Raw genomic sequence first — 6,688 nt, 5'->3', positions numbered from 1 at the left:
CCAAGTACATCGCGTAGAAACGTTGAACGATACAGGAATATTTTTTCAATAAATCAGTTTTTTTCAAAGTGGGAGGATGCACCGGGTCGACCCATATTTAAAGTGGGCCTGTCGGAAGAAGATTATCGTCTTTGTCATTTATTTGCTGAGCAGATTACCAGATATTGGAAACGCGCATTATCCGACGCCTTTCCAGAGAAGGTGTTTCAGTTTGAAATTGCTGACGATCTTCTAGATGAATATGGCGTCTGCCTGACATTTTGGCAGTCGTAGTTTAAACATCGCACAGGATGTGTTCGCGCCATTAAAGCCACTGCCAGAGGCTTAATGGATAAAAGCGTGGATAAAAGGGGACGGACCCCTTTTTACCCAGATAAGCGGACGTTTCAAATTTGATGGTGAAAAAAAAGGGGACGGACCCCTTAATCTCCCCGTCCCGGTGCTAGCGGTTATCCAGGCGATGGAGCTGCGGCGATTTCCACCGACTGCTATAAATGGGGATGCACCCCTTATATTTACGACACTGCGAAAAATAGTTGCGCCCAGCGATAGGCTTGTCATAAGTCTGTGAGACACATTCATTTTCTATAACTGTATAAAGAATGCACGTGCCGGTCTAACAGGCAGGCATGTCGCTGCTGCACGCGAAGTAACAGAGTCGATATCAGCTCGCGTGAACTCTCTAAGCGGGGTAGCGACAAGGTAGATAAATTACCAAGCCCTCAGCCTTTAGGATCAAGAAGACCGCCCGATTTGTTACGTGGGCAATAAGGGCCCTTAGGGCAGCGAGCTCGAAACCAAGCCCCGCCGCGATCTCAGATGAGATGTCAACTAAACAACAGGATGTCAACAAATGCGGCTGCTCCACAAACTAGCAACCCTGGCTTTCTTCACGCTCATCATCACCGGCTGCACCAATCAGAAATTCAAACCTGAATACCGTTCCCAGATCCACACCGTCAAAATCCTCCCAGTCGTCTGGTCCACCAAAGACATCACCTACATGGGCCGAGAGCAGGCATGGGGCGCGGCGCTGGGCGCAGGGGCGGGCGTGGCGGTGGGGGCGGCGACGAACGCCTCGCACCTGGCAACGGCCGCGATGAGCGGAGCCGGTTTTGCGGCGGGGTATAAAGCCGGCGACTTGGCGTCGATGTCGACGGTTGACGCGATCATCTACAACCTCAACACCGCCAACATCGACCTTGGCAGCATGGTGAAGCAACGATTCGAAGAGCAGTTGTCCCAGACCGGGCGGTTCAAGGTGGTTGGCGAGCATGACGCGGCGGATGCGGAGATTCTTCTGACTGTCAACAACTGGGGGTTTGCGTTGACTCAGGGGTTTAGCAGCGTCGTTTATCCAACGATCACTGTCACCGGGAGCATGAAGCGTGGCGACCAGTTGATCTGGCAGCGAACTGAATACATCTCAGCATTCAATGGCGGCAACACGTTTGGCTATGAGCCTAAACGTTACCGCACGGAGCCTGAGCTCTTGCGCACTGCTCTGGATGGCATCTCGAAAATCGTTGATGAAGCCATCGTGAAGGACCTGAATCTTTAATAGTGTGGGTAAGCGGCAAGTTCTGATGAGTGACGTCCGAAAGGAACCCAAACTGCCGCCACCCCAGCTCCTTTGTAGGCAATTTCCCAGCACCAACGTTTAGCTTTCACGCAATTCCTTCAGAACTGCCCGGCAGAGATTTCCTTCGCGGCGCTTCATCCTTTCGCTCCTTGTTCAGCTGCGTGCGGCGCTGGGCAAAAATCTCAATAAGAAGAGTGCGGAGTGGGTGATGAAGGGTAGGAAAACGCTGTTGTGGCTGGGCTTGGCTGCGCTTGGCACGGAAGCATTGGCCGAGGCGCAGACGGCCCGCGAGGAGCAGTTTCAACTGGGGGCGGTCAGGGCAAGCGTGGGTGTCGGCTTACTCAACGGGCAGGCGCAGGAGAGGGTGTATGACCCGTACAGTGGACAGAAGATCAGCCAACTGAACTGGCGCATGAAGCAGGTGCCGACGCTGCACCTGGGTTTGAGCTACCAACCGGTGAACTGGCTGTCCCTTGATCTGACCGGCTGGACGCGGGTGGCGAAGGGCGACGCTCATATGAAGGATTACGATTGGCTGGACGGTGAGCATGCGGACTGGAGTGACTACTCCGATCACCCGGACACGCAAGTCACCAAAGCCTGGCAGGCGGATATCGCGGCGACGGCCTGGGCGCTGAGGCGTGATCATCTGGCCTTGGGCGTGATGCTCGGTTATCAGCGAAACCAGTTTGGCTGGCACGCGAGAGGCGGTCGATACATCTATTCATCGGACGAAGGCTTCCGCGATGAGTCTGGAGAATTCCCGGCGGGCGAGAAGGGCATTTCCTATCAGCAGACCTACGACACGCCTTACCTGGGTCTGGTGGGCCTCTACCATTTCCGCAACTGGACGCTGGAGGGCAAGTTCAAATACAGCCAGTGGGTCCGGGCGCGAGATCATGATCGCCATCATTTGACCGGCGTGAACTATGAAGGCGAAAACGGTAACAACGGGCGTATGCAGAGCCTGGGTGTAGCGCTGACGTATCAGGTCAATCCGCAGTTTTCACTGAAGGCCGGGGTGGATCATCAGGTGTACGCGGAGACCAAGGGCAGCACCTTGATAAACGATACCCAAAGCGGTGATCGCTTCCGTGTGGAGGGCAACGCCAGCAGCCAGTCCGCCAGGACGACGATGTCCACTTTGGCGCTTACGTACGCCTTCTGAGTCGTGCCGCGAACCGTGCTGGCGCCGAACTGCCCGGCTCGGTTTGCGACTGAATTGACAGTCCACGGCCCAGCTACGCTACACGCCGTGGATGCGCTCGATAACTCCCAGTGATAACGCGCCAATCAGCGCCCCGTTGCTTAACAAAAGATAACGTCATGTCGATTGTCATACGTTTCCAAAGCTGACTAGGATGGGGTCGCTTCGGTGAGGCCACTTCGTGTGCAGGCTAGAGCGCCTGCGCTGTCAAAATGGCCTCCTCAAGCACCTAATAAAAATAAAGGAAGGGGTAGCTCCATGCGTGAGCCCGTCATTCGGCGCACTCGGTTTGCGGTCATTCGGGGCCATTTCAGTGCCCGGACGCTTTTCAAGAGCCTGCCTCTCCACGCTGCTCTGTCGCTGCTTATCTCGCCGATTTTCTGCGGCCCAGCCCTCGCCGCTGACACTACGCCCGCTGACGCCCCCGCTCACGATGGCGATTCCGCCGTCTACGCCCTCGAATCCGCAAAAGCCTCCCGCAGCCTGCTGCTGGACGTGACCCATGCCGGCAAGCGCATGGTGGCGGTGGGGGATCGCGGCCACATTCTCTATTCCGACGACCAGGGCAAAACCTGGACCCAAGCCAAAGTGCCGACGCGTCAGATGCTCACGGCGGTGTATTTCGTCGATGACCAGCACGGCTGGGCCGTGGGGCACGATGCGCAGATCCTTGCCAGCAGCGATGCCGGCGCCACCTGGACCAAGCAGTTCGAAGACCTCAAACGTGAAGCACCGCTGCTGGATGTCTGGTTCAAGGATCTGACCACCGGGATTGCCGTGGGTGCCTATGGCGCTGTGCTGGAAACCACCGACGGCGGCCAGCACTGGGAAGACATCGGCGACCGTCTGGACAACGAAGACCAGTTCCACCTCAACGGCATTGCGTACGTGAAGGACGCGGGCCTTCTTGTGGTCGGCGAGCAGGGCAGCATGTTCCGCTCCCCGGACGATGGCCAGACCTGGGAGAAACTCGAAGGCCCTTACCAGGGCTCGCTGTTCGGTGCGCTCGGCACGGCTGAATCCAACACGCTTTTGGTTTACGGCTTGCGAGGCAACCTGTTTCGTTCAACCGATTTCGGTGCCACCTGGGAGCCCGTCCCGCTGCAGGGTGAGCGCGGCCCCCTGGAATTCAGCATCGCCAACGCCTCGCTGATGCCGGACAACGCCATCGTGCTGGTGGGCAACGGCGGCAGCGTCATGCGCAGTACGGACGATGGCCAAAGCTTCACGGTCGCCAATCGCCCCGACCGGCTTTCGTTGTCCGGCGTTGCTGAAGATGATAAAGGCAATCTGGTTCTGGTGGGACAGGGCGGCGTTCGCGTCACCTCGCCGACGGGCGCTGACAGCGCTCAACAATAAGAACAAGCAGGCGAGGACACGTTTCCATGAGCAACCTTCAACACCATCACGACAAGCCGACGCGTCTGGAGCAGTTGATTTTCAACAACCGCAAGACGGTGATCGGCATCTGCCTGCTGGTCAGTATCTTTCTGTTCTGGCAAGCGACGCTGGTGCGCCCGTCCACCAGCTTCGAAAAGATGATCCCTCTGGGCCATCCGTTCGTTCAGAACATGATGCAGCACCGCAACGACCTCGCGAACCTGGGCAACACCGTGCGTATCTCGGTGGAGGCCAAGCAGGGCGATATTTTCTCCAAGGAGTACATGGAGACCCTGCGGCAGATCAACGACGAGGTGTTCTACATTTCCGGTGTCGATCGCTCCGGGCTCAAGTCGTTGTGGAGCCCCAGCGTGCGCTGGACCGAGGTCACGGAGGAGGGCTTCGCCGGCGGCGAGGTGATTCCGCAGAGCTACGATGGCTCGCAGGAAAGCCTCGACAAACTTCGCAACAACGTCCTCAAGTCCGGGCAGGTCGGGCGTCTGGTGTCCAACAACTTCAAGTCGAGCATCGTCGATGTGCCGCTGCAGGAGTTCTACCCGGACCCCAGCGACCAGAGCAAACTGCTGCCGCTGGATTACCGTCAGTTCTCCCACCAGCTTGAAGAGAAGATTCGCGACAAGTACGAGGCGCAGAACCCCAACGTCGAGATTCACATCGTCGGTTTTGCCAAAAAGGTCGGCGACCTGATCGACGGACTGATCATGGTGGTGATGTTCTTCGGCATCGCCTTCCTGATCACCCTGGTCCTGCTGATGTGGTTCACCCGCTGCGCCCGCAGCACCATCGCGGTGTTGAGCACCACGTTGATCGCCGTGATCTGGCAGCTGGGCCTGATGCATGTGGTGGGTTTCGGGCTTGATCCCTATTCAATGCTCGTGCCGTTTCTGATTTTCGCCATCGGTATTTCCCACGGCGTGCAGAAGATCAATGGCATCGCTCTGCAATCCAGTGACGCCGACAGCGCGCTCACCGCAGCACGTCGCACGTTCCGCCAGTTGTTCCTGCCGGGGATGATCGCGATTCTGGCGGACGCCGTCGGCTTCATCACCTTGCTGATCATCGATATCGGCGTTATCCGTGAGCTGGCCATCGGCGCGTCCATTGGCGTGGCGGTCATCGTGTTCACCAACCTGATCCTATTGCCGGTGGCGATTTCCTACGCCGGCATCAGCAAAAAAGCCGTGGTGCGCAGTAAAGAGGATGCCGTGCGTGAGCATCCTTTCTGGCGTCTGCTGTCGAACTTCGCCGCGCCGAAAGTCGCCCGCGTGTCAGTGACGCTGGCTCTTGTCGCCCTCGTGGGCGGCCTCTTGTACGGCCATAACCTGAAGATCGGCGACCTTGATCAAGGCGCGCCGGAACTGCGCCCGGACTCGCGTTACAACCAGGACAACAGTTTCATCATCAACAACTACTCCACCAGCTCCGACGTGCTGGTGGTGATGGTCAAGACGCCGCCCGAGGGGTGTTCGGCGTATCAGACGCTGTCGGCCATGAATGAGCTGTCGTGGAAGATGGAGAACACGCCAGGGGTGCAATCGGCGATTTCGCTGGTGACCGTGTCCAAGCAGGTCATCAAGGGGATGAACGAGGGCAACCTGAAATGGGAGTCGCTGTCGCGCAACAAGGACGTGCTGAACAGCTCCATTTCCCGCGCTGACGGTTTGTACAACAACACCTGTTCGCTGGCGCCGTTGCTGATTTTCCTCAACGACCACAAGGCCGAAACCCTGGATCGGGCCGTGCATGCGGTGCAGGGGTTTGCTCAGCAGAACAACAAGGATGGCCTGGAGTTTCTGCTCGCAGCGGGTAACGCCGGGATCGAGGCGGCCACCAACGAAGTCATCAAGCAGGCCGAGCTGACCATTCTGATTCTGGTGTACGTGTGCGTGGCGGTGATGTGCATGATCACCTTCCGTTCATGGGCGGCGACGCTCTGCATCGTGCTGCCGCTGGTGCTGACGTCGGTGCTGGGTAACGCGCTGATGGCGTTCATGGGCATCGGTGTGAAAGTCGCGACGCTGCCGGTGGTGGCACTCGGGGTGGGGATCGGGGTCGATTACGGGATTTACATTTACAGCCGGCTGGAGAGTTTCCTGCGGGCGGGGCTGCCGTTGCAGGAAGCGTATTACCAGACGCTAAAATCCACGGGCAAAGCGGTGCTGTTCACCGGCCTGTGCCTGGCGATCGGGGTGTGCACCTGGATCTTCTCGGCCATCAAATTCCAGGCCGACATGGGCCTGATGCTGACCTTCATGCTGCTGTGGAACATGTTCGGCGCTCTGTGGCTGTTGCCGGCGCTGGCGCGGTTCCTGATCAAGCCGGAGAAGATGGCGGGCAAGGTCGGGAATTCGTTGTTTTCACATTGACCACATGCGGTGCAGTCGTAGGACCGGCTTCAGCCGAGAAGAGGCCGGTATTGCGCACGCAAAATTTGTGGATCGGGGACAGATTAATTTACGGTGAAGCGTTGTAAATAAATCAGTCCCCTTTCAGTGAGC

At 57.8% G+C, this 6,688-nt stretch carries 4 protein-coding genes and 1 pseudogene; all 5 read left to right on the top strand.

Going from position 1 to position 6,688, the window contains the following annotated elements:
* Positions 1-273: pseudogene (locus tag BMY98_RS27480) on the top strand (hypothetical protein); the annotation flags it as partial.
* Positions 274-853: 580 nt separating this feature from the next.
* A complete protein-coding gene (locus BMY98_RS26305) occupies positions 854-1,561 on the top strand; it encodes a hypothetical protein (RefSeq protein ID WP_074893706.1) in 708 nt (235 codons plus the stop codon).
* Between the two features lie 229 nt (positions 1,562-1,790).
* A complete protein-coding gene (locus BMY98_RS26300) occupies positions 1,791-2,750 on the top strand; it encodes an omptin family outer membrane protease (protein WP_074893704.1) in 960 nt (319 codons plus the stop codon).
* Between the two features lie 297 nt (positions 2,751-3,047).
* Positions 3,048-4,148 carry a WD40/YVTN/BNR-like repeat-containing protein gene (locus BMY98_RS26295; RefSeq protein ID WP_083398900.1) on the top strand — a complete coding sequence of 367 codons (1,101 nt, stop codon included), beginning with the start codon at positions 3,048-3,050 and terminating at the stop codon, positions 4,146-4,148.
* A 26-nt stretch (positions 4,149-4,174) separates the two neighbouring features.
* Positions 4,175-6,556, top strand: coding sequence for an efflux RND transporter permease subunit (locus tag BMY98_RS26290; protein WP_074893702.1), 2,382 nt, complete (start codon positions 4,175-4,177; stop codon positions 6,554-6,556).
* Positions 6,557-6,688: the final 132 nt, after the last annotated feature.

Source organism: Pseudomonas graminis (genome assembly GCF_900111735.1).
GTDB classification, from domain to species: domain Bacteria; phylum Pseudomonadota; class Gammaproteobacteria; order Pseudomonadales; family Pseudomonadaceae; genus Aquipseudomonas; species Aquipseudomonas graminis.
The sequence above is the reverse complement of the archived record's forward strand: the minus strand, read 5'-3'. Positions and strand labels throughout refer to the sequence as shown.

Bases quoted from the DNA above. Each gene is read 5' to 3' on its own strand.
- BMY98_RS26295 (WP_083398900.1), top strand. From the start codon at position 3,048: ATGCGTGAGCCCGTCATTCGGCGCACTCGGTTTGCGGTCATTCGGGGC.
- BMY98_RS26290 (WP_074893702.1), top strand. From the start codon at position 4,175: ATGAGCAACCTTCAACACCATCACGACAAGCCGACGCGTCTGGAGCAG.
- BMY98_RS26305 (WP_074893706.1), top strand. From the start codon at position 854: ATGCGGCTGCTCCACAAACTAGCAACCCTGGCTTTCTTCACGCTCATC.
- BMY98_RS26300 (WP_074893704.1), top strand. From the start codon at position 1,791: ATGAAGGGTAGGAAAACGCTGTTGTGGCTGGGCTTGGCTGCGCTTGGC.